The sequence below is a fragment of the Breznakia sp. PFB1-19 genome (assembly GCF_029893935.1).
Taxonomy (GTDB): domain Bacteria; phylum Bacillota_I; class Bacilli_A; order Erysipelotrichales; family Erysipelotrichaceae; genus Breznakia; species Breznakia blatticola.
On record NZ_JARXXJ010000020.1, the window covers coordinates 16,705 to 36,437 of the forward strand.

Below are 19,733 nucleotides of genomic sequence, written 5' to 3' on the forward strand. Positions count from 1 at the left end.
CTTCACTTTACACCCTGAGCAAAGTACTATCGGAATAAGCGGTAGGAAAAAGAAAAGCGATTCTTAACGGAATCGCTTTTTACTTTGTCTTTTTATTGCATAACGAAGTAAACTCAATCCCAATGCTACAACTACTGCAAAAATATAGTTTAAATCAAATTCTGAAGCGTTATATTCGGTATCGCTCCATATATTTAATCCTTCGTTTCTTGCTTTATCTTGTGCTGTGTACAGTTCTTCGACATATCGATAATCATCATAAATATAGGCTACTTCTGCTAGACCATTTCGGACAATTTGATATTGCAGTAACTCATTATCCACAAAAACCCAAGCAAGTAAACGACCATATTTATCTTCTCTTGCACCATCATATTCTAATTCAATTGTACTCGCATTCATCAATGAGTCACATACAAAATCAGTCGACTCTTTACCATATACTTCTATTTCTTTTGTATATTCTGGTGCATCAATCGCTAAAAAGCGAACACTTTTCTTCTTTCCATTCACAATCACAGAAGCTGTATCTCCATCAATACAATGATCAAGTGTAACTTGTTCTCTATTCAGATTTTGGACTGGAAGTAATAAACTTAATAAAACAAGTATAATTTTCATCATTTAATCTTAGCAAACAATTTTTCATACACTGTTTGTAATTCTTTCTTCTCTGATTCTGTCATTTTTCTTTCTGTTGCGTCATGGTCATCGTTTGTTCCCATATGATGACCAATAATTTTACCATCTTTAACGAAAACAACTTCAGGAACAAAAAGATTTGGTTCACCTTCATCATTCGTTTCTAACCCATATGCATCATCTAGAATCTTTGTCGTTTTCTCTCTCCATTCAGGATGTGCCTTATTTTCATCATTTTCACGATCAACATAATACACATTCATATCTTCATTTTTTGCGACATCATTAAGTACCGGTAGTACTTCAATACACCATGGACATGTCGGAAATCCGTAGTAAATCACACCTGTGAACTCTTTATTCTCTAGAAATTCATTTGCTTGATTCATATTTACTTCTAAAAATACGTGATCCTTATCATCAAATGCTTCATACTCACTCACATCCGCTTTCTCACAATCAATTCCACAAACATTTTGTGTTTTATTTTTATTATCTTCTTTTCCACATCCACTTAATCCACTGATTATAAATGTGAAACAAAGCAAGATCCCCAGTGTTTTCTTCATGTTAATCCTCTCCCTTTTCTTCAATCAACTCATAATTAATTTTCTTTTTCTTCAAACGTGAATTAATATATTCCACAAACAATTCATACGCAAGCGCTGTAATAGGCACTGCCAACAACATTCCTGCAATTCCAAATTTTCCACCAAGAATAAAGATTGATAATAACACCCAAATTCCTGGCAGTCCAATTGTCTTACCAACAATTTTTGGATAAATTACTTGTCCCTCGAAGTTTGATAACACTTGGAAAATTATAATGAACCATAATGCATTGATTGGATTATATGAGAATATAAGAACAAAACAAATAAGCATAGCAAATATCGGTCCAAATACAGGTACAATACTACATACTGCAATAATTGTCGCCATCAATTCAGTAAAACGGTAATCCAAGAATTGGAATACAATATAAAACATAACACCTTTAATAATACAATCAACGAGTTGTCCACCAACGAAATTTTTAAAGATTACATTGGCTTTAGAGCCAGTTTCAAATACAAATGTACTGATATTCTTGGGGAAAAGTGCAACTGTCACTTTTTTTGTTTGATAAATCAAAGTTTCTTTTCCAGCTAACAAATAGATACTTAAACAAAATGCCAAGAAATAAGAAAAGAATGTATTTGTAAATTCAACTGCATTTTTTACCACACCTTGAGTGATACTTCCGAAAAACGTAATTACATGTTTAAACAATTCTTGGTCTTTAGAAATATTTTGAATTTCTTTTATATATGGAATATCTTGAAGTTTATAGCCTAAATGCAAATCATTTAAAATATCATCTACCGAATTAATCGAATTATTTACAATTGTACTGAAGTTATTAAAAACATAAACAACACTTTCAGCTACTCTTGGCAAAATGATAATCATTAGCAACCAAAGAATGACTACTGCAAATAGTAATGTCAAAATAATAGATAAAGGTCGCAAGAACTTCTTTACTATTTTATTATTTCTAGAAATCTTTGATAATCCATTCTCGATAGCTTTCATTGGAATATTCAAAATAAATGCAATACCAATTGCGATGAAAAACGGATTAAACACTTCTAGCATTGTTAAAACGAAACTTACGATTTCGTTCATTCGTAAGACAATTGCTAAAAGTATGATGATAACAACTGCAACAAACAGTGTATTTTTATTATCCTTAAAGTATTGTTTCATTAATGACCTCTCTTCTATAAACCATTATAACTACTTTAGATGTTTAATGCGACTCATTTTCATAATCGTTCATGCACATCCTTAATAATTTTGCCATTTTTCTTATATTTCTTCATGATTCTTGTATTAAATAAACACAAAACTTCATATGGAGACATTTCCAGTTCATTTGCCATTTTCATCAATGGAATATATTCTCCTATGATTTCAGCTTCAGTCCCAACTGAAAACTCTTTATCTGTACGAATCATCATTTGATCCATACAAACAGAACCAACAATTTCATATGGATGCCCATCAATCCCAACAAAACGTCCGGTGTTCTTTCTAAGTAAACCATCACCATATCCAATTGGTAAAGTTAGAATGTACATATCTTTCACTGCTTTATATGTTGCATCATAACTAACACTCTCACCTGCAGTAATTTTCTTACAATAACTTACTTGAGAATAAAGCGAAAAAGCTGGTTTTAAACCAATTTGAGAATCGACCACATCAATTCCATATAATGCAATACCAGGGCGAACTGCATTACTACGTGCATCCTCATAACCTAAAGTGCCTGCTGAATTGGATGTATGAATCCATTTGAAGTCATAATTTAATGAATCAACGATAGCATAAAACCATTTAACTTGTTTGTCACAAGATGCTTTATCTGTGCTATGAAAATGTGTAAAAATACCTTCCACTTCCATTTTATGTTTTTCTAAGAAATTCATTACCTCTTTAACTTCATTTAAGTTCTTCATTCCTATACGATTCATACCTGTATCAATTTTTAAATGTATTTTTAACTTTGATGCATCGTATGAAGCAACAACTGTTTCTAACCACTCTAATGAGAAAACACTTAATGTTATATCATTGTCAATTGCATAATTCACGCAAGAAGCATCTACATATCCAAGAATCAACAGAGAACCTTTATACCCTTGCAATCGTAATGACTTTGCCTCATCAATTGACGAAACACAAATGTAATCAGCTCCACATTCAAGAAATGTGTTCGCTACTTCAATATCACCATGTGAATATGCATCCGCTTTACAAACGCAAAAAACATTCCTATTTGAATGTTTTTTAATAAGATTATAGTTAAATACTAAGTTATCCAAATGAATTACAGCGTATGTCTGACGATATTTCATAAATCACACCTATACTATTTTTGCAGTGTAGTATGCAACATACCCAGAATACGCAATGATAATTATGCGAACTATATTGTATGGATCTGCAGTGAATAAATTTCCAAAGAATTCCGTAAGACTGTATGTAAACAGTTGAAACGAAATTGTTTGCAACATGAATACATAACGGAAGAACTCAGCTAATCCTAAACAAAGGATAAAACATAAAACAGCTAGAATAGAAAACTTGATATCGATTCCTCTTCCCATGTACTTTATTACATTACCAATTGCTAATGCAGCACCAACATATATAAGGGAGTAATACCAACCATGAAAAACTTGATAAAATGCTGCAATAAGTATTGCACATATTATTGAACAAATAATCCCATAAATCATAGCCACAGGAAATCTTTGCTTATTTCTTAAATTATCTGTGTTAAAAACATTCATATAAACCTCCAAAAATATTTGTTTATAGTATATCACACTAATTCACGCTTGTTTATGAATAACTTGTGAATACCATAAATCATTCATGTTTTTCTACAATATATCGAAAAAAGAAAATGGATTTGTTAAATAATTAGAGAAATATCAGATATTACATTATATAAGGAAAAGAGATTTTAATCATATTCCATAAGAAAATAAGTAATTTGAAATTATTTTAAAATTTTTTGTATTTTTTTGCTTTTTTTCATTGCCTTTTTGTTTTGTTTCGGTTATTATGAATAGGCGGTAATCAGCAAGGTATGAGCTTACACAGCTGACCCGACAGTGCTTTGAAAAAGTTGAAAAAGTTGAAAAAAATCTATTGACACTGCAAAGCACAAATGATAACATATAAAAGCACTGTGAACTGCTTAGGCAGATGCAGTAAAAATGGAGGTTTAGCTCAGTTGGGAGAGCATCTGCCTTACAAGCAGAGGGTCAGCGGTTCGAGCCCGTTAACCTCCACCATTTTTATGCCGACTTAGCTCAATCTGGTAGAGCAACTGACTTGTAATCAGTAGGTTGTGGGTTCAATTCCTATAGTCGGCACCATTTTTTTATGGAGGGGTAGCGAAGTGGCTAAACGCGGCTGACTGTAACTCAGTTCCTTAGGGTTCGGCAGTTCGAATCTGCCCCCCTCCACCATTATCTTTGGTTTGACTTCTTGGGGTATAGCCAAGCGGTAAGGCACCAGACTTTGACTCTGGCATTGCACTGGTTCGAATCCAGTTACCCCAGCCAATTTTAAATCATTTATGACCCCTTAGCTCAGTTGGTAGAGCATTTGACTTTTAATCAAAGGGTCGGGCGTTCGAATCGCCCAGGGGTCACCATCTGCGGGTGTAGTTTAATGGTAGAACTTCAGCCTTCCAAGCTGACTACGTGAGTTCGATTCTCATCACCCGCTCCATTTAAAGAAACAAGTACCTTGTAATCATATGGGTGCTTTTTTTTATATTCACTAGTCAGCTTTGGATGTAAGTTATTCGATTATTATTTTTGCTGAAGTTCGTCTTAACACTTAGGCATGGATTCTTCTAATAACTGATTCTCATCCCTAGGCAGCTCTTGATCTCGTATAATCATCGCACGTAATATATCATCCGAAATTTGATACCACTTTAATTGAACATGATAACGTGCTTTCTCGTATTTCGGGTTTTTATTCAAACAACGATTTAACGGTTGTATAGAAAACGGACCGATACGAGGACATGTTGTCTTTCTTTTCATTTGTCTTAGTACTTGTTCTTTTATTTCTTTTGTCGTAATCCACCAGTGATCTTCAACGATACCTAGAATTAGTGCATCAACCTTGCTAGAGAACCGAGTACCGACAAACATAAAGCGATCAAGGATTTTATCAATATTAGAAATCCTAGAGAAAGCGCGATTTATCTCATCTATTTCATACTGATTCAAAGCTTTATACTCTTCCCCACTCAATCGAACATCACCTTTTCCGTTTGTTGTTCCGTCCGCAAAGTGATAGCGTAAATATGCTTCTGTTGCCGAGTAAGAAACTCCAATTGAACGTAGAAATCGTATAAACTCATATACATTCTCTGTATGTACAGATGTCTTAAATCCCATTTTAACACTAATATATTTCTTTATTCCTTTAATTTCAATGTAAAAATCAGGTTTCATCTTTTCCTTAATATGATAAGCATAAATGATATCATCTTCATGTATATCGCCATACAATACCTCAACAAGGTCATACAATAATACAGGTAATTGCTTCACTTTCCTTTTATGAAAAACTCTAACAAACTCTTTTTCATTTTCTATACCACTTATTTCTTTCTTAAATGGAGTTTTGTGTTCCATATATATACTACCTCCTTAATTTCTTATAGTACATATATTACAAAAATCCTAAAAATGCTTTTTATGTTATACTACATATATGAAAATCGTATTAGCAACCACAGCAAAACATAAAAGCGAAATACTTACAAACGCGCATATTTATCACACGTGTCGCAAAGGTGACTTTGCTGAAGTAAAGAACATCGAAAATCCAAAACAACGCGCAATAGCCAACGCAACAGGCAAAGCTCAGTCAATACATCCAAATAGTGATGAAGTTGTTATCGGTCTAGATACATTTGTTGTTTTTGAAAATCAAATATTTGAAAAACCAAGAAATACTGAAGAAGCTAGAAATCGACTCAGACAGATGTCAGGAAGAACAAATGAAGTCTACACTGGTATTTGCATTATTGATTCAAGATCGCAAACGATTTTAACTGATGTTGCAAAAACTAAGGTTACCTTCTTCCCTATAAGTGACAAAAATATTGATTTGTATATAAAAAGCGAACCGAACTTGATTCACTCTACTGGTTATATTATTGAACATATGCTTAGCTGTTTCATCAAGTCCATAGAAGGTGAATACTACAATATTCTAGGTGTGCCTTGCGCAAAAATCTACGCAATGCTTGCATCTATTGGGTATGAATTTGGCGAGGGTAGGACAAAATAAAGTGGATACATTATTTAATATACCGTCATACTTTATGTTATATAATGCAATATAACTTATTTACATATTATGTTTTTAAGTTTATTATTATACTAATGAGATGTTAAAAGTTTCTAATCTTTCTCTTTTGCAACTCATTAGATTGAAACGTTCTTTTGTAACGTTAAAGTAATTGGTAACCATGATTCTATCTCCAACAAATGGTTTATAACCCTTTACTTTACATGAAGTGTAAATGGTATCGCACTTCAAATCGAGTGAATGTAATTTACTTATTCTACTACTTTGCTTAATTACCAAAATATTACTCGATTCCAAAGTTCATAAAAATGTTCCTGTTACAAAAGAACAATTCAATCGCTTATTTATAAAACAAAGAACTTCATTCTTGTTGCTTACAAGATCGAAGTTCTTTTTTGTTCTATTCTACTTTTTCTAATTTTGATTACACGGGAGAAGCTTGAAACAAACAACATCCCCAAAGCAAGCATACTTGCCTTGATTAGTGTATCAAGTCCGGTACTTAATGCTTCATCTAAACGATTATTAACAACATATAACATCGTTTCGTACATCCCTCCACCAGGAACTAGTGGTATCAATGAACTAATCACAAAAGTCGTTACTGTGGTTTTACGTACGCGTGCCATAATTTCTGAATATGTTGCAAATCCTACTGCAGCAAGAAACATAGACGATGCGGAACTAAACTGACCAAATTTGCATAGTTCATAAATTAACATACCAATAGCACCACCAATACCACCATATACTAGATTCTCTTTTTTTATATTAAACAATACCCCAAAGAAAAACGAAGAAAGCGCAGCACTAGCGATTTTAACAAGAGATAGAATCATAACACTCCACCTCCAATAAAGTTCATCCAGAGGCTTAATATGAGCCCTGCTCCCACAGCTAACCCAATCGCAATCAAGACCGCTTCGATTGCCCTAGTCGCACCTGACATATAATCACCTGATATCCAATCTCGTACCGCATTTGTAATCGCCACTCCTGGCACAAGTAACATAATCGCTCCACTGATTGCAATATCTCGATGATCCACAAAACCTATATATGTAAGCAGTAATACTAGGATTGTCAAAATTGCAGATAATACAATAATATTCACAATTGAGTTAAGCTTCAACTTTTCCAACTCCATTCGAATTACCTGAACAACCCCACCAACAAGACCTGCAGCGATTCCGTCAAATAGATTTCCTTCGAAAAGAAACGTAAAAAACATTGCAGCAAACCCAGCACTGATAATCTTCCAAGCATTTTTATATCCTTCAATCATCGACGCACTTCGTAATGCACTAAGTGCTTGTACTTCATCAAGTTCTTTTGTTACGCACTTTCTTGAAATATCGTTGACCAAATGGATACGTTCAAGATCCATAGCATTTTGTTTTATCCTAAGTACCTTTACATAGGTTTCTTCTTCGTATTCAAATGACACAAATAGTCCCGTCGGAGTAGCAAACGCATTTGCGTCATCCGCATTAAATGACTCACAAATACGAGTAACTGTTTCTTCTACTCGATATGTCTCAGCTCCATTTTCTAATAATATTTTTCCAGCTAGCGAACCAGCTTTCAACACGATTTCAGGTCTCATACAAACTCCTTATAAATTAATATATTCTACATGTTGTAGTGACACGTTATCATTATACACATTTTTATGAGCAATGCCTAAAAGAAAAAGCAGAAACACTTTATTCTTTGTGTTCCTGCTTTTTAATGACAGTACGTGCAACTTCAGTTGCAACACATCCTAATCCACTAGCAATAGAAATGCTTCCAACTACTGGATGTTTCTTATGCAGTAATGCACCACCTACTACGAGTAGAGCACCTGCCCCAAGTAAACTCGCACGAACAAGTGTATCTTCACTTAATTCAATATTTGCCAACTTACTTTTTGTCTCTTTAGGATTCATATCTAGTAATTCTAGATTGTCATAATTTGTTATTTGTTTTTGTTCTTCCATATACTCTACACTCCGTCTCTTTTCTATACTATACCATAGATTTAAGAGCATGTATAAAGTTGTAAACTATTCAAACCACTTTTCGATTAATTTATCTAATGTACCGTTTTCTTTCATTTCATTAATTGCATTATCAAATTTTTCTTTTAATGCAGAATCTTTAGCGAAAATCATTGCATTTCCTGTTAATTCATCTCCGCTTTCCATGTAGAAATAACGTAACCCATCATTTCCTTCCATCAATCCATCAGCAACTGCTTTTTCAACAACCATCGCATCAATTACACCTTTGTTCAACTCTTGAACTAAAGAAGCATAACTTTTTAATTTCTTAAATGATAAATCATACGAATCTTCCATACCTTCCATGATTAATTGTTGAACTGTCCCAATTTGAATTCCAATTGATTTTCCTTTAATATCTTCTTCTGTTTGAATTGGACTGTCTTCTTTTACTAGAACAACATTTTTCATATCATCAGATGTGTAATATAACTCAGAGAAATCTACTTTCTTTGCACGTTCAGCATTTGGTGTAATACCAGCAATTGCTACATCCCCTTTTCCTTGACGTACCATTTCTGGAATTGCATCGAAGTCAACATTTTTCCATTCAATATCGACTTTCATAATTTTTGCAGCTTCAGTCATCACATCAATATCGAATCCATAAAGATCTCCATTTTCATCAGTCATTTCATATGGTGGGTAACCTGCATTTGTTAAGACTGTCAATTTGTCTTTGTCAGCTCCATCTTTTGTATCACCAGAACCACCACAACCACTTACAAGTAAACCAATAACTAAAAATAATCCTAATACCTTTTTCATCATCTTTCCTCCCAATTTAATTTAAATCATATTTGCTAAGAATTCCTGTGCTCTCTCTGTTTTTGGATGCTCAAAGAATTCCAGTGCTGGTGAATGTTCTACAATCTTTCCTTTATCCATGTAGATGACTTCATCAGCGACTTCTTTAGCAAAGTTCATTTCATGTGTAACGACAATCATCGTCATTCCTTTATGCGATAAACTTTGTAATACTTTTAATACTTCGCTTGTCATTTCTGGGTCAAGTGCACTTGTTGGTTCATCAAACAACAATACCTCTGGGTCCATTGCTAATGCACGAGCAATTGCACAACGTTGTTTTTCCCCACCACTCATTTGATGTGGATACGAATCATAGCGATGTCCAAGTCCAACTTGTTGCAACAACTCTTTTCCTTTTTTGTCTGCAGCTTCTTTGCTCATTTTCTTAACTTTACGAAGTGCAAATGTCACGTTATCAAGAGCAGTCATGTGTTCAAACAAATTGAAGTTTTGAAATACCATTCCCATTTTCGTACGAACTTCTTCTAGATTCGTTTTTGGATCATTGACTTTGACCCCATCTAATTCAATACTTCCACTTGTTGGTACTTCCAACATATTTAAACAACGAATAAATGTACTCTTACCTCCACCACTAGATCCAATAATCGCATAGGTTTTTCCATCTTCAAATGTGAAATTTACATCAAATAGAACTTTCACTTGTTCATTGTATTCTTTATATAAATGCTCTACTTTAAGCATACGATAACTTCCTTTCTATAAAACGACCAATCTGTGACAAGATTACATTTAAAATATAATATGCAATGAATATCACTAATAATGGTTCAAATGTAGAATATGTTGATGCAGATACATTATTGTATCGATACATCATATCTGCAACTCCAATGACTGAAACAATTGAAGTTTCTTTTGTTAGTGTAATAAACTCATTCATAACTGCTGGTAAAACATTTCGTAATGCAAGTGGGAAAATAATGTGTCTAGCAATATCACTTTTACTTACACCAAGGGCTCTAGCAGCTTCGATTTGTCCACGATCAATCCCTTCAACTCCAGCACGTAAGATTTCACTTAAGTATGCTCCTGAGTTAATAGAGAATACAATAATACAACTCAATACCTCAGGTGGATTAAATCCTGGGAATAATCCAGGCAATCCTAGGTAGAAAAAGATCAATTGCACATATACTGGAGTACCACGAATTAAATCGATATATCCATTTACAATTGTTTTGAGCACTTTATTTCTACCTCTTAGAAATACTGCAAGAAGTCCAATCAAAAACCCAAAGACTGCCGACACAAATGAAATAAACAAAACCATCGGTAATCCACTAAGGATTAATGGACCATACTGTTCAATAATACTAATATCAAAATTCATAACGTTCCTCCAATAAAAATAAAAACGTCCTCATCTAAAGGACGTTAAAACGCGGTACCACCTTATTTCCAATATCGATTATATTGGCTCTCACTTATAACGCTAAGCTTGCGCATACCCCTCCATTACTATCGAAGTATGAGTTCATAGGCACGTTCTGAAATTCTGTCTTCTGATTTTTCACCAACCAACCAGTCTCTAAAAAGCTCGAATAACATACTACTCCTAATCATTACTTTTGTATAATATACAATCACTATTGAAATAATGCAAGTGTTTTTCATCGAAATTTACAACATCTTGAAACAAAATGACTTAACTTATCTCTTTGTATAAAGTTACCCAAAACTAATTTTACATTTAACAAAAACTAATTTTGCAGGCATAACGTTTGTATAGTTATGATTTAGCGTGTTTAATATAAGTGAACAAGTTGCTTACATGCAACAGTAAGGAGGACTTAATATGTTTGAATTAAACGGAAAAGTAGTAGTTGTTACTGGAGCTAGTAGTGGCTTAGGTAAAGATGCTGCCCTAGCATATGCGAAAGCAGGTGCAAACTTAGTATTACTTGCAAGAAGAAAAGAAAAATTAGATGAAGTGGCTAAAGAAGCAAAAGCACTTGGAGTTGATGCGGTTACATACCAAGTGGATGTTACCAATGAAGATATGGTAAAAGAAGCTATCGAACAAGCTACAAAACATTACGGACACTTAGACATCCTATTAAATAATGCAGGAGTTGCAGTTCGTGGTGGAGTTGATTCTTTAAGCGTAGAAGACTGGGATAAAAGTATGGATGTAAACGTAAAAGGTATTTTCCTAGTTAGTAAATACGTTGTTAAAGAAATGATGAAGCAACAATATGGAAAAATCGTAAATATCGCATCAATTAATGCAGTGATTGCTGATAAATCCGATACATTTATTCGTCACGGATATAATGCAAGTAAGGCTGCAGTCCTTGGACTAACAAAAGGTATGGCTGCAAGTTATGGTAAATACAATATTACTGTAAATGCCATCGGTCCTGGTTTATTTGAAAGTGAAATGACTGAGAACACATTATTCAAATCAGATGAATTCTTAACAATGTATAATTCATTAAACCCAATGAATCGTCCTGGTAAACGTGGTGAACTAAATGGAACTATCTTATATTTCTCTAGTGATGCCTCAAGTTATGTAACTGGACAATTTGTAATCGTTGATGGTGGAATGAACATCGTTTAACCAAAAAGAGCGTATCGCTCTTTTTTCAATCATCTCAATTTCATAAATTAACCATAGTGTTATAATCACAATTGAAGGAGGTACTATTTATGAACCAAGTACAATTCGATCGTATGGAGCACGAAAAAGGCTTTATCGCTGCTCTTGACCAATCTGGAGGAAGCACTCCAAAAGCATTAAAAGCATACGGAATATCAGAAAATGCATTTCACAATGATGATGAAATGTTTGCCCTAGTACATGAAATGCGTACAAGAATTATTACATCCCCATCATTTAATTCTAGTAAAATCTTAGGAGCCATTTTATTTGAAAATACGATGGACCGCAAGATTGATGATCGCTTTACAGCAGATTATCTTTGGGAAGTAAAAGGAATCATTCCTTTCTTAAAAGTCGACCAAGGCTTACAAGAAGAAAAGAATGGTGTGCAATTGATGAAACCAATTGTAGGAATTGACGATTTGTTGACGCGTGCAAAAGAACGTCATATCTTTGGGACAAAGATGCGTTCAGTTATTAAAGCTGCAAACAAAGAAGGTATTGAGGAAATTGTGAAACAACAATTTGAATATGGATTAAAAATCATCAGTTATGGTTTGGTTCCTATTTTAGAACCTGAAGTTGATATTCACATTCCTGACAAACAAGAAGCAGAAACAATACTCAAAGAGTCAATCATGAAACACTTGGAAGCATTAAATCCAAAAGATAAAGTTATCTTTAAACTATCCATTCCCACCGTTGATAATTTCTATGAAGACTTGATGCATGAACTACACGTTGTACGTGTTGTTGCATTATCTGGTGGATATTCTCGTGAAGAAGCAAATGAACGTCTTGCTAGAAACCACGGACTAATCGCAAGTTTCTCAAGAGCATTAAGTGAGGGTCTAAATGCAAAACAAAGCAATCAAGATTTTGATAATATGCTAAATAATGCAATTGACTCTATCTATCAAGCATCAATCACTTAACTTTTACAAAACGAGCAATGCTCGTTTTTTTAGTATTTTATGAAAAACATGGTAGAATAGTACATGGACATGAAAGGAAGTGATTGGATGAATGAAGTAACTGAAAAAGCAAAATTCAGACCTTGGATTGAACGTCATCTTAATGATCAGGAGGAAAGTATTCGATTACAGAAAGAATATGATATACCTGAAGAATTTTTAACCTATTCCATGGATAAGGATGAAAGTGCGCGTATTGATTACGATGAAGATACGAATACACTTCTAATCATCTTTGACGCCCCCTTTCGTGATGAACAAAAAACATCAATTTATTCTTCTGGACCAATGAGTTTTATTATTAAAAGCAGTGTTATTGTAACTAGTTTTTCAAATGAACATATGCGCAATGCATTTAGTGATCGTTTTCGTAATAGCTTAGATCCACAACTAAAAACTCGTTTTGTCTTGTTATGGTTACTGGAAATTACATCACAATACCTAAATGACTTACGTGTTTTAAATAAAATGCGTGTAAAAATCGAGCAGTCCTTAGGTACTACGCCAAAGAATAAAGATTTGATGGAATTGATGCGCATTGAACGTAGTTTGATTTTCTTTATTATGTCATTGAAATCAAATTTTATTGTCATTAGTAAAATTCAAAGTGGACGTTACTTAACATTATATGAAGAAGATGATGAAATCTTAGATGACTTAACAGTTGAAATTGAGCAAGGAATCGATATGGCAACAATTTCTAACCGTATTTTGAATGAGATGACTGACTCATATTCTGCAATTATTTCCAACTCGATGAACTCAGTAATGAAGTTCTTAACGATTTATTCATTGATTCTTACGATACCAACAATCATCTTTAGTTTCTATGGTATGAATGTTCCCCTACCATTTGATGACAATGGTGAGCTTAGTTGGGTAATCATAACTGTATTAGCATTTTTATTATCAGGAATTGCAGCATATATGTTTAATCGTATTGATCGTTTTAAATAGCAAACAAGCCAAGCAATGTATACATATACAAATACTTGGCTTGTTTTTTTATTTGAATAGTATGGTAGCAGCAACTGCTTTCTTCCATTTTCGATATAACTGATTGCGATTTATTTCAGACATCTTTCCACGATAGCTTTTCTTTACTTGTCGATATTGTAAAATTTCTTGTTGATTCTTCCAAAAACCAGTAGCAAGTCCAGCTAAATATGCTACTCCCAGTGCTGTAGTTTCTCCAATATGAGCAACATCGATATCTGTATTTGTGATATCCGCTTGAAATTGCATGAGCAATTCATTTTCACTTGCTCCCCCATCAACACGAAGTCTAAGTATCTCCTGCTTACTTTCTTCAGCAATTACCTCTAACACATCTCTTGTTTGATAAGCAATACTATCCAGTGTAGCACGTGCTATTTCAGCTTTTCCTGATCCACGAGTTAAGCCAAAGATTGTACCTTTTGCTTCATTATCCCAGTATGGAGAACCAAGCCCAACAAATGCTGGCACAAAGAATACTCCATGATCTTCTTTTGCCTGCTTAGCAAGACTTTCACTTTCTGCTGATGTAGTTATAATTTGCAGTGAATCGCGTAACCACTGTACTGCACTTCCACCAACAAAGATACTTCCTTCAATAGCATAATCCACGACACCATCTATTGACCACGCAATTGTTGTAAGTAAACCGTTTTGTGATATGTATGGCTTGTCTTTTACATTCATAAGTAAGAAGCAACCAGTCCCATATGTATTCTTAACAATACCCGATTCGAAACAGCCATGACCAAACATGCTTGCCTGTTGATCCCCAGCTATGGCACATATTGGTATTTCATGGTGAAAGAAGACATTTGGATTTGTTTTGGCAAAAACACAACTACTATCACATACTTCAGGTAATAGTTGCATATCGATATCAAACATTTCACATAACTGTTTATCCCAACACAAATCAAAGATATTGTATAACATCGTCCGTGATGCATTGGATCCATCTGTTTTATGTTCGCCTGTAAGTTTCCACAAAATCCATGAATCGATTGTACCAAATCGTAAATTACTTATTTCTAGTTTTTTTGAAGACTTTTTTACATGATCTAAAATCCAACGGATTTTACTCGCACTAAAATACGGATTGATTGGCAATCCAGTTTTTGATTTTACAAGTTCTTCATATCCATTTGTCTTCCAAGTCTCACAGATATCGTTTGTTTGCATTGATTGCCACACAATTGCTCGATAAATTGGCAGTCCGGTTGTTACATCCCATATGAGTGTTGTTTCTCTTTGGTTAGTAATCCCGATACTTTCAATATCAGCTAAGTCAATATGTTGATTTACCATCAAGTTAGCGATTACCGTTTGCAAGGTTTGCCAAATTTCTTCTCCATCTTGTTCCACCCATCCATTATATGGAAAGAATTGTGTAAACTCCTTTTGTTCCTTTGCAATGATGTTGCTCGCCTTATCAAATACAATTGCACGAATACTTGTTGTCCCTAAATCCAGGGCTAATATATATTTTTTCATACTTTTATTTTACCATAATAAGTAGACAAAGAAACATGAATGAGTATAATGAAACCATGAGAAAAAGTTTATATCAAACATTAAAGTACCAGGAATCATTTAACGCTGATATGCCAAGTGATTATATTGTATTTGATACAGAAACAACAGGAACAAGTTCATCATCTAAGATTATAGAAATCGGTGCAATCAAGTATCGAAATCATGAGATGATTGATGAGTTTCAATGTTTTATTGATCCAATGATACACATCCCTTCATTTATTACCAATCTTACTGGAATCACAAATCAAGATGTTGCTGATGCTCCCTTATTCCATGAAGTTTATGAACACTTTCTAACCTTTATTGAAGACTTACCACTTGTTGCACACAATGCTGCATTTGATATTGGTATGATGGATGCAGAGTGCACTGCCGCAAATCTTCCTTCATTAACGAATCCTGTTATTGACACAGTTACTTTGGCTAGACGTGTAATTCCTAAATCTGTTTGTGGAAATCACCAACTTAGTACGTTAAAAGAGTTTTTTGGACTTGTCGCGATAAGTCACAGAGCCGTTGCTGACTGCGAAGTTTGTGCAACCGTTTATCAATATTATTGTGCAAATCGATCAACATTCTAAAAAGGACAATGTCATATGAATGAATTTCATATACATCGTCCTTTTTTATTTGCTTTGTGCGTATACACATATTCGATTCATATCACAAATAATGAATCGCTTCTTCTTCATTATTAAATAACCAGCATCCTGTAATACTTTGACTTGTCTAGAGACACTTTCACGTGTACTGCCAACAAATTCAGAAAGCAGAGTAATCGATAATGGAAAATCAATCTCTCGACCTTCTGATGTATCTTTTCCAAAATCCTTGGCAAGTTTCCATAATCTTGCAGCAATTTTCTTATCCAGTCGTAATACATTTGTTGCATTTTTACTCATATGATACATCCGTCGAATACGTAAACTCATATGTTCCATTACATGATTTAACAAAACTTTATCATGCATATATGCTTGTTTAAAACTCTTACACGAAATAACTAACAAACGCACATCTGTAATGCATTGCGTTGAACTGCTACTTTTTTGTCCATCTAAGATTTCCTCATTCATAATTTCACCTTTACGATGAATAAATAAAATGCGACGCTCTAAATCATTTGTTTTCTTGTATGCAATAGCTGTACCTTCTAGCAAAATATATAAATCATCCACTTGTTGATGCTCGTTGTATAAGCATGTTCCTTTTTTTACTATACATACTTTGGCAGATTCTTCTATTTTTTTATATGAATCTGTTTTAATATCATCAAACAAAGTGATGGAAGAATCAATATTCATAGCCATAGTCTACCTTTCAAATGTATATCGATATAAATCATTTGGATTTTGTGACAAACGAACATGAACACCAAAGCAGCGATATATTTCATCTGTTTGAATCAACTCATCTGGTTTTGAGTGACTTATAATACGCCCTTGGTCCATCAAAACGATATCAGAAGCATAGGTAAAGGCTTGTGGTAAATCATGAGCAACCATAACAATTGTTTTTCCTTGTTTGTTTAACTTATGGAGTAAATCCATAATATCTAGTTGATATTCTACATCTAAAAACGTTGTTGGCTCATCTAATAAGATATAGTCAGTATCCTGTGCAATCATCATTGCAATATATGCACGTTGTCTTTCCCCACCAGATAGTGAAGTCAAATTTCTATGCAGTAAGTTTTCTACTCCAGCTTCTTTAGCAGCTTGTTGGATTAGCTTTACATCTCGTGGTTGTAGTGTCTTTGAAAATCCTAAATGTGGATAGCGACCATGTGATATCAGTTGTTCTACATTCATGTTTGGAATGCTTCTTTGTTGCGGTAAATAACACATCATACGCGCGCGTTCTTCTTTTGATATTTGTGTAATATCTTTATTGTCTAACGTTATTGTACCTGTATAGGAAAGATATTGATTCATCGCTTTTAGTAAAGTACTTTTTCCACTTCCATTTTTCCCAACAATGCAAGTAAATGAACTTTGTCTAATATCAAGAGATATATCATGCAAAATTTGGTGATGTTCTAAAACTACACTCAGTTGTGAAACTTTCATCATACTTGTAACCTCTTGCGTCGACTTAAAATTAGCCACAAGAAAAATGGAGAACCTAAAAACGACAAAATAATCCCAACCGGAATTTCAAATGGTGCAAAAATTAGTCGTGCTAACAAATCACAGCCAAGAACAAGAATTGCACCGACAAGTAGTGTTGCAGGCAGTAAGTATCGATGATCATTACCTAATAGAGAACGCATCATATGCGGAACTAGCAAACCAACAAAACTTAAAATACCACCAATACTTACACTACAAGCAGCTAAAATTGCTCCAATGAATATTAATATATAACGAGTTCGAACAACTGGAAGTCCTAATGAATTTGCCATTTCATCACCTAGCATCAACACATTCATCCGTGTTGCTAAGACACATGATGCAATTAAGCAAACAATTACTACGAATCCAATAAATGGTAGACTTACACTTTGTACATGTGCAAAACCACCAATGAAGAAGGTGCTTTTGTCCATCACTGTGTCTGGATATAAAGTAATTAGGGTGTCACTGAAAGCAGTTAGCAAACTAGATATCGCAACTCCAGCCATTACGATTGTTGATTTTGATACATTTTTTCTAGCAATAAAGAATATAAGAATTGCAGCTAACAAAGAACCTGCAAAGGCAAAGATAGATTTAGCTACAAAAACTCCAGGAAATAAAATCGCTCCTAAGACAACAAATAGACCAGCTCCTGAATTGACACCTATCGTTCCAGCGGATGCTAATGCATTATTTAATGCAGACTGAAATAGCAATCCAGCTACGGCAAGTGCGCTTCCACATAAAATCGTTGCTATAGTTCGCGGAATTCGTACATACCATAATATGTTTCCTACAGTTGCATTGGTATGGTGAAATATATAGTCCCAAACTTCCTGAAAGGAGGTCTCACTTGAACCAAAGGAAATGCTTGCTAATACTAGCAAGATAAGTCCAAGAAAACCCGCCACTATAAAACGATTGAATCTTTTATTGGAAAACATCTGGATACACAATTTGTAGGATATGTTCATACGCTTCAGCCCAACGTGAATTCGGTTTATAATGATACAAATCTTTTTCTAAATAATATACATGTCCTTCTTTCACAGCAGTTAATGTAGACCATGCAGGATCATCCTCCAACGATTTTTTTATGTTTGCTTTTGCTTTTGCTTCATCACCCATTGTTGTAAAGAAAATGTAATCAGGATCTTCTTTTAATATTGCTTCCATTGATATTGTATCTAATGGAAAGCCATCTTTTTGCGCAATGTTTTCAATTCCGATTTCATCTAAAATATCAGTAACTGTATGGTCTTTTGCAATTGCTTTTACATTTGTAGAAAATCCACGCATAAATAAAGCAGTTTGTTTTTCTTTATCTGAAACAGGAATTTGGGCTAGTAAATTATCAATATCTTGTTTTACTGCTACCCCTTTTTCTTGATACGCATCTGTATCTCCTGTAATCATCGTTAAACTTTTTAATACGTTTAAATAATCATCAAACGTTTCCACTTTTGTGACAAATACTGGAATACTTGCTTCCTCTAGTGATGTTGTTAGCGCCTTATGTCCAGCTAAATCATCACCTAAAATAACTAGATCAGGTTGTAAAGCGACAATCTTTTCCAAGTTTGGTTGCTTTACATCCCCTACAATTTCGACATCTTTATTTCCATTAATATAATCAAAACGATTTGCATCACTTGTTGTTGCTACAGGCATTCCACCAGCTAGTTTATAAAGATCCACCCATGAACTTCCAAGTACAACAACTTGCTTTGCACCTTTTGCAACTGTTACTTTATTTCCAATACTATCTGTAACCGTTACAACTGCATTCTTATCATCCTTGTTTTGTGTTGCATTTTGACAACCAAACAATACAAAACAAGTCAGTAACATAATAATAACTTTTTTCATAAACATTCTCCATTTCGTGATATTTATCACTATCATTGTACGCAGTTATAAAATAAAAACAACTAAAGAAGTTCTTATAGTTGCCAAACAAAATCTTATAAAAAAAAGCGAGCATATTTACCAATGTCATTAAGTTAAGGATTGTAAAACATAGAAGAGTTGGAAATATCTGACCCTTCTTTTTTATTTGCTCAATGTGTTGACAAAAAATCGA

General features: G+C 33.9%; 22 protein-coding genes, 6 tRNA genes and 1 other annotated feature. Of the genes, 11 read left to right on the forward strand and 17 right to left on the reverse strand.

All coding sequences use genetic code 11. The annotated features are described in order from the left end of the window. Window positions 1–63 precede the first annotated feature (63 nt). Genes M2098_RS09115 through M2098_RS09135 form a run of 5 tightly spaced genes read right to left on the reverse strand, consistent with a single transcriptional unit; the run spans window position 64 to window position 3,983 of the window. A complete protein-coding gene (locus M2098_RS09115) occupies window positions 64–621 on the reverse strand; it encodes a thermonuclease family protein (RefSeq protein ID WP_280683808.1) in 558 nt (185 codons plus the stop codon). After that, window positions 621–1,211, reverse strand: coding sequence for a transporter accessory protein (locus M2098_RS09120; protein WP_280683810.1), 591 nt, complete (start codon window positions 1,209–1,211; stop codon window positions 621–623). The genes M2098_RS09115 and M2098_RS09120 overlap by 1 nt, the downstream gene beginning before the upstream one ends. Window position 1,212: 1 nt before the next feature. Then, the gene (locus M2098_RS09125; RefSeq protein ID WP_280683811.1) at window positions 1,213–2,391 is read right to left on the reverse strand and encodes an AI-2E family transporter; all 1,179 of its coding nucleotides are present in this window, start codon (window positions 2,389–2,391) and stop codon (window positions 1,213–1,215) included. A 59-nt stretch (window positions 2,392–2,450) separates the two neighbouring features. Beyond that, on the reverse strand, window positions 2,451–3,545 hold the full coding sequence (gene alr, locus M2098_RS09130) for an alanine racemase (protein ID WP_280683813.1): 1,095 nt from the start codon (window positions 3,543–3,545) through the stop codon (window positions 2,451–2,453). A 9-nt stretch (window positions 3,546–3,554) separates the two neighbouring features. Next, the gene (locus M2098_RS09135; RefSeq protein ID WP_280683815.1) at window positions 3,555–3,983 is read right to left on the reverse strand and encodes a hypothetical protein; all 429 of its coding nucleotides are present in this window, start codon (window positions 3,981–3,983) and stop codon (window positions 3,555–3,557) included. A gap of 434 nt (window positions 3,984–4,417) precedes the next feature. On the opposite strand from M2098_RS09135, the gene M2098_RS09140 reads away from it, so the two are divergent. The 6 genes from M2098_RS09140 (at window position 4,418) to M2098_RS09165 (ending at window position 4,935) form a co-directional block, all read left to right on the forward strand. Then, a tRNA-Val gene (locus tag M2098_RS09140) sits at window positions 4,418–4,493 on the forward strand. A 7-nt stretch (window positions 4,494–4,500) separates the two neighbouring features. After that, a tRNA-Thr gene (locus M2098_RS09145) sits at window positions 4,501–4,577 on the forward strand. 9 nt (window positions 4,578–4,586) lie between these two features. Further along, window positions 4,587–4,670, forward strand: a tRNA-Tyr gene (locus M2098_RS09150). A gap of 20 nt (window positions 4,671–4,690) precedes the next feature. Beyond that, a tRNA-Gln gene (locus M2098_RS09155) sits at window positions 4,691–4,766 on the forward strand. Between the two features lie 16 nt (window positions 4,767–4,782). Continuing rightward, window positions 4,783–4,858: transfer RNA gene (locus M2098_RS09160), tRNA-Lys, on the forward strand. Between the two features lie 3 nt (window positions 4,859–4,861). Continuing rightward, window positions 4,862–4,935: transfer RNA gene (locus tag M2098_RS09165), tRNA-Gly, on the forward strand. Window positions 4,936–5,039: 104 nt separating this feature from the next. Here M2098_RS09165 and M2098_RS09170 read toward each other — a convergent pair. Then, window positions 5,040–5,858 (reverse strand): hypothetical protein, encoded by an 819-nt coding sequence (locus tag M2098_RS09170; protein ID WP_280683817.1) that lies wholly within the window; start codon window positions 5,856–5,858, stop codon window positions 5,040–5,042. A gap of 79 nt (window positions 5,859–5,937) precedes the next feature. On the opposite strand from M2098_RS09170, the gene M2098_RS09175 reads away from it, so the two are divergent. Beyond that, on the forward strand, window positions 5,938–6,519 hold the full coding sequence (locus tag M2098_RS09175; protein WP_280683818.1) for a Maf family nucleotide pyrophosphatase: 582 nt from the start codon (window positions 5,938–5,940) through the stop codon (window positions 6,517–6,519). A 395-nt stretch (window positions 6,520–6,914) separates the two neighbouring features. On the opposite strand, the gene M2098_RS09180 is transcribed toward M2098_RS09175, so the two are convergent. From M2098_RS09180 to M2098_RS09205, 6 genes are all read right to left on the reverse strand, one after another. Continuing rightward, complete coding sequence (locus M2098_RS09180; protein ID WP_280683820.1) at window positions 6,915–7,379, reverse strand: threonine/serine exporter family protein; 465 nt, start codon at window positions 7,377–7,379, stop codon at window positions 6,915–6,917. Beyond that, window positions 7,376–8,146: a threonine/serine exporter family protein gene (locus M2098_RS09185; protein ID WP_280683822.1), complete on the reverse strand. Its 771-nt coding sequence runs from the start codon at window positions 8,144–8,146 to the stop codon at window positions 7,376–7,378. Before M2098_RS09185 ends, M2098_RS09180 begins: the two co-directional genes overlap by 4 nt. 100 nt (window positions 8,147–8,246) lie before the next feature. Continuing rightward, complete coding sequence (locus tag M2098_RS09190; protein WP_280683824.1) at window positions 8,247–8,522, reverse strand: hypothetical protein; 276 nt, start codon at window positions 8,520–8,522, stop codon at window positions 8,247–8,249. Window positions 8,523–8,588: 66 nt separating this feature from the next. Continuing rightward, window positions 8,589–9,353 (reverse strand): ABC transporter substrate-binding protein, encoded by a 765-nt coding sequence (locus M2098_RS09195; RefSeq protein WP_280683826.1) that lies wholly within the window; start codon window positions 9,351–9,353, stop codon window positions 8,589–8,591. Between the two features lie 21 nt (window positions 9,354–9,374). Next, a complete protein-coding gene (locus tag M2098_RS09200) occupies window positions 9,375–10,100 on the reverse strand; it encodes an amino acid ABC transporter ATP-binding protein (RefSeq protein WP_280683829.1) in 726 nt (241 codons plus the stop codon). Next, a complete protein-coding gene (locus M2098_RS09205; protein WP_134170160.1) occupies window positions 10,093–10,749 on the reverse strand; it encodes an amino acid ABC transporter permease in 657 nt (218 codons plus the stop codon). Before M2098_RS09205 ends, M2098_RS09200 begins: the two co-directional genes overlap by 8 nt. Window positions 10,750–10,783: 34 nt before the next feature. Next, window positions 10,784–10,991 (reverse strand) — a binding site (T-box leader). A gap of 223 nt (window positions 10,992–11,214) precedes the next feature. On the opposite strand from M2098_RS09205, the gene M2098_RS09210 reads away from it, so the two are divergent. The 3 genes from M2098_RS09210 (at window position 11,215) to M2098_RS09220 (ending at window position 13,955) form a co-directional block, all read left to right on the forward strand. Further along, on the forward strand, window positions 11,215–11,982 hold the full coding sequence (locus M2098_RS09210) for an SDR family oxidoreductase (protein ID WP_280683832.1): 768 nt from the start codon (window positions 11,215–11,217) through the stop codon (window positions 11,980–11,982). A gap of 89 nt (window positions 11,983–12,071) precedes the next feature. Then, window positions 12,072–12,959, forward strand: coding sequence for a fructose bisphosphate aldolase (locus tag M2098_RS09215; RefSeq protein WP_280683833.1), 888 nt, complete (start codon window positions 12,072–12,074; stop codon window positions 12,957–12,959). Between the two features lie 63 nt (window positions 12,960–13,022). After that, entirely contained in the window at window positions 13,023–13,955 is a 933-nt protein-coding gene (locus M2098_RS09220) for a magnesium transporter CorA family protein (protein ID WP_280683835.1), read from the forward strand. Between the two features lie 48 nt (window positions 13,956–14,003). Here M2098_RS09220 and glpK read toward each other — a convergent pair whose 3' ends face one another. After that, window positions 14,004–15,488, reverse strand: coding sequence for a glycerol kinase GlpK (gene glpK / locus M2098_RS09225; protein ID WP_280683837.1), 1,485 nt, complete (start codon window positions 15,486–15,488; stop codon window positions 14,004–14,006). Window positions 15,489–15,523: 35 nt separating this feature from the next. On the opposite strand from glpK, the gene M2098_RS09230 reads away from it, so the two are divergent. After that, window positions 15,524–16,114, forward strand: coding sequence for an exonuclease domain-containing protein (locus M2098_RS09230; protein ID WP_280683839.1), 591 nt, complete (start codon window positions 15,524–15,526; stop codon window positions 16,112–16,114). A 45-nt stretch (window positions 16,115–16,159) separates the two neighbouring features. Here the strand turns inward: M2098_RS09230 and M2098_RS09235 are convergent, their stop codons facing one another. Genes M2098_RS09235 through M2098_RS09250 form a run of 4 tightly spaced genes read right to left on the reverse strand, consistent with a single transcriptional unit; the run spans window position 16,160 to window position 19,519 of the window. Then, on the reverse strand, window positions 16,160–16,843 hold the full coding sequence (locus M2098_RS09235) for a Crp/Fnr family transcriptional regulator (protein ID WP_280685277.1): 684 nt from the start codon (window positions 16,841–16,843) through the stop codon (window positions 16,160–16,162). A 3-nt stretch (window positions 16,844–16,846) separates the two neighbouring features. After that, window positions 16,847–17,605, reverse strand: a complete 759-nt coding sequence (locus tag M2098_RS09240) for an ABC transporter ATP-binding protein (protein ID WP_280683843.1) — start codon at window positions 17,603–17,605, stop codon at window positions 16,847–16,849. Beyond that, a complete protein-coding gene (locus tag M2098_RS09245; protein ID WP_280683845.1) occupies window positions 17,602–18,594 on the reverse strand; it encodes an iron ABC transporter permease in 993 nt (330 codons plus the stop codon). The genes M2098_RS09240 and M2098_RS09245 overlap by 4 nt, the downstream gene beginning before the upstream one ends. Then, window positions 18,581–19,519: an ABC transporter substrate-binding protein gene (locus M2098_RS09250; RefSeq protein ID WP_280683847.1), complete on the reverse strand. Its 939-nt coding sequence runs from the start codon at window positions 19,517–19,519 to the stop codon at window positions 18,581–18,583. The genes M2098_RS09245 and M2098_RS09250 overlap by 14 nt, the downstream gene beginning before the upstream one ends. Window positions 19,520–19,733 lie beyond the last annotated feature (214 nt).